The organism is Collimonas sp., from assembly GCF_044339385.1.
Classification (GTDB): Bacteria; Pseudomonadota; Gammaproteobacteria; order Burkholderiales; family Burkholderiaceae_D; genus Collimonas.
Genome location: NZ_JBIIVN010000199.1, coordinates 1 through 3,861, shown reverse-complemented (window position 1 = coordinate 3,861; position 3,861 = coordinate 1). Strand labels below are relative to the sequence as shown.

Genomic DNA, 3,861 nt, shown 5'->3' with positions numbered 1-3,861 from the left:
CCGACACCAAACGGCTTACTAAGATAATCATCGGCGCCGGCATCGAGCGCCTTAATCTTGTCGGCTTCGTTGACGCGTGCAGATAACACGATGATCGGTACCCGCGACCATTTGCGCACGTCCAGAATAAAGTCAACGCCATCGCCATCCGGCAGGCCAAGATCGAGAATCACAAGATTTGGCTTGCGGGTGCCACAGTCGATCAGACCGCGTTGCATAGTTTCAGCCTCAAAAATCTGCCAGCCTTCGCTCTCCAGCGCGGCACGCACAAAGCGCCGGATCTGCGGTTCGTCTTCGACCAGCAGTGCTATTGGTGTTGGTTGGATCGTCATGCTTTATCCATGTTGCCGTGCTGGCCGGAAGCGTCGCTGCCATCTGGTTCAGTTGCTCCCGGCGTGAAATCGGCTGGTTCCAGATCGGGCATACTTGGCGGTGCGCCCAGAGGAATGGTGAAAATAAATTCGGCACCCGCGCTCAGCTCTGTGCTACCGCCTTTTGGATGACCGCTGTGGGCCTGGATAGTGCCGCCATGCGCCTCGACAATTGCCCGACAAATGGCCAGCCCCAGCCCCACTCCGGGTTTTGCAGATTCGCGTTCGCCACGCGTAAATTTCTCAAATATCGCGTCTTCCATGCCGCTCGGCAGACCCGGGCCGTCATCGGCCACCGTGACCGCAAGGAAGCGTCCGTTGACGACCGCAGACAAGCGGATATGAGAACCCGGTGCGGTGTATTTGGCGGCATTTTCCAGCAAGTTACACAGCACGCGCTCAATCAACACGGCATCAAAACAGATCAGCGGCAGTTCGTGCGCCACACGTATTTCCACCTGGTGTGCCACCAGCGCCGACGCGCTCGCGCGCAGCGCGCTGCCGACTACTTCTTCGAACGGCTGCCATTGCAAATTCAGCTTGACCTCGCCGCTCTGGATCCGCGCCATATCCAGCAGATTGGTGACCAGTGCACTCATGCGCAGCATTTCGCTGTGCAGCGCGCTAGCCAATATCTGCTGATTTTGCGGTAGCGGCGGTTTCGACAGCGACAACGACTCCGACAAGCCAACCAACGCCGTCAACGGCGTACGCAAATCATGCGACAACGCTGACAACAACGAGTTACGCAAGCGCTCCGATTCCATCCGCACCAGAGCGTCCTGTGCCACCTCGACATAATGAACCCGCTCCAGCGCGATTGCGGTCAGCGTGGCAAACGTGTACAGCTGTTGCTGCTGCTCCGGGATCAATATCCAACGCCGACTGTGCGGCAGGATCGCCAGCACGCCGCGGGTGCGCATCGGCGCCACCAGCGGCACATACAGGTAATTGCTGGCGGGCAGAGTATCGGTGCCGATACCGGCGCTGCTGGCATTATCGAACGCCCATTGCGCAATCCCGATATCGAGCGCGGCTGCCATGTCGGCGGCATCATAAGGAATAACCGCAGGCATTTGCAGGCGCCCGGCCTCGTCCGGCACCAGCAATAAGGTCTTGGCCTGGAAGCTGCGCTGCAGAAAGCGCCGGCTGGTCTCAAATATCTGCTCGGTCTGCAGCACCGCCGACAGCTCGCGAGCGAACTCGAACAACGCCCGCGAACGTGCTTCGCGATGCGATGCGATGCGGGCCTGGTAGCGCAGGCCGGCGGTGAGATGGGTAATCGTCAGGCCTACGGCCAGCATCACGCCGAAGGTCAACAGGTATTGAAAATCGCTGACGGCAAACGAAAAGCGCGGCGGTACAAAAAAGAAATCGAACGATGCGATACTCAGCAGCACGACGAAAATCGCCGGACCACGACCATAGCGTATGGCGATCAGTACCTCTGCCAATAAATACAGCATGACGATATTGGCGAGGTCGAAGAACGGCAGAATCGGCGTCGCCAGTATGGTCACCAGCACGCACACGGCGAGCGCCCAGGCGTAGCCCCGCCATTCAATCCGGCTCTGGGTCGGCAGGTAGCACGGCCATCCCCTGCCAGGGTCGTCGTTATTCTTTGCTGAGGCGCTCGGCGGCGGCACACCGATTTCGATCACATCGATATCGGCGGCCAGCTTTGCGATACCGGCTGCATGATTGGCTTGCCACGGATAGCGGCGTTGACTGCGGCCGATAATGATCTTGGAAAAATTGTGGCTGCGCGCATAACTTGCCATGACTGCGGCCACCTGATTACCGGCCAGCACGGCTGTGGTCGCTCCCAGGTCTTGCGCCAGCTTAAGGGTTTTTCAGGATGCGTTCGCGCCTGGCCGACGGCAAGCGCTGCAAGCTTGGGGTCTCGACATAGACGGCGTGCCATTCCGCATTGAGCTGGGTCGCTAACCGGGCTGTGCTGCGGATCACATGCTCGGCGCCGGGCGACGGTCCGACGCAAGCCGGCAACGCGGCATCGGTTTGTCAAACAGCGCCAATCGATTTTTCGATACGGTAAGCCTGAACGTCGCCCTGCAAACGATCCGCGGTGCGACGCAAGGCCAGTTCACGCAATGCAATGAGGTTTCCTTTCCGGAAAAAATTGCGCGAAGCGCGCTCCGCTTGCGGGTGTTTGTAGACCTTGCCGAGCCTGAGCCGGGTCAGCAGTTCGTCAGCCGGCAAATCCACCATGACCACTTCATCGGCGGCATCGAAGACAGTATCTGACAAGGTTTCCGCCACCCGGACACCGGTAATGCCGCCCACAACATCGTTGAGGCTTTCCAGATGCTGGACGTTGAGGGTGGTGAATACATCGATGCCGGCATTGAGCAACTCTTCTACATCCTGCCAGCGCTTCGGGTGACGCGAACCGGGCGCGTTGGAATGCGCCAGCTCATCGACCAGAATCAGCGAAGGCTTGCGCCGCAGGGCAGCATCCAGATCGAACTCCGGCAGTTGCTTGTCGCGATACTCGAGCTGCTTCAGCGGCAGTAATTCCAGGCCGTTCAGCATGGCGGCGGTTTCAGCGCGGCCGTGGCTTTCGATCACGCCGGCCAGTACCTCGCGACCTCCGCTGTGCAGCTTGTGTGCGGCACCGAGCATCGCATAGGTTTTACCGACACCGGCCGATGCACCAAAATAGATGCGCAGCTTGCCGCGTTCTGCCAGACTGTCCTGCACCTGCAACTGCGCCAGTAAGGCATCCGGATCAGGGCGTAAATCGCCGCTTGAGTTGGCTAAAGACATGTGAATGTTTTGGTTGCCCGATGAGTTCCGCCAGCCCGGCGGCGATATGACAGCATTCGCCAATTGTAGATGGAATTGGTCTGCCGTTACGACATCCTATAAGCTATTTACTTTCCCCGCCAGCGGCCTGAGATAAAGGCGAACAGGCCGTAACGCCGTGGGTATTCCGGCCTGTGCTGTGAAAGCCTCTTCCCGGGGATGCTCAGAAGGTTTTTGTGGTGCCGATTACCAGTGCAGTTTTACCCAGATTTTTACGATCCGGGGTCGGTCCGACGTAATTATTGGTATCGGTGCCGATCAGCGCGATGCTAGCTGACAGGAAGCCGAAATCCTTGGTCAGCCCGGCTTTCCAGTCGTTATAACTGGATGCCGAATTATTTTTGACAGTTTGATGACCTGCATGCAGGTTGAGCGTGTAACCATTGGTGACATCGAGATTGACACCCAGATCCAGATAGCCGCTGTTCTTACTGTTGGCAAAACCGAACAGATTGGTGACTGACTGCGAATATTTGATGTAGGCAGGACCGTAACCCAACTGGCCGTAGATTTCGGTCGTATCGGCGCTCGGATGCAAGCCGTTGGATGGATGTACATAGAGGGTGTGCTGGATTTTGTGTAAACGGAATTTCGTTTAATTCGGCTTCATCCGTTCTTCAAACTGGATAGTGAAGCGGTTAAGTGCTCCCTTCCAGTCCCGCAA

2 protein-coding genes and 1 pseudogene are annotated in these 3,861 nt (G+C 57.9%); all 3 read right to left on the bottom strand.

Translation table 11 applies throughout. The annotated features are described in order from the left end of the window. The coding region (locus tag ACIQ0R_RS11730) for a response regulator (protein ID WP_395827588.1) at nucleotides 1-332 on the bottom strand (332 nt) is incomplete at its 3' end. Next, nucleotides 329-3,158: pseudogene (locus ACIQ0R_RS11725) on the bottom strand (DUF4118 domain-containing protein). The pseudogene ACIQ0R_RS11725 and the gene ACIQ0R_RS11730, both read right to left, overlap by 4 nt. Before the next feature lie 202 nt (nucleotides 3,159-3,360). Next, entirely contained in the window at nucleotides 3,361-3,735 is a 375-nt protein-coding gene (locus tag ACIQ0R_RS11720) for a TorF family putative porin (protein ID WP_395827585.1), read from the bottom strand. Nucleotides 3,736-3,861 lie beyond the last annotated feature (126 nt).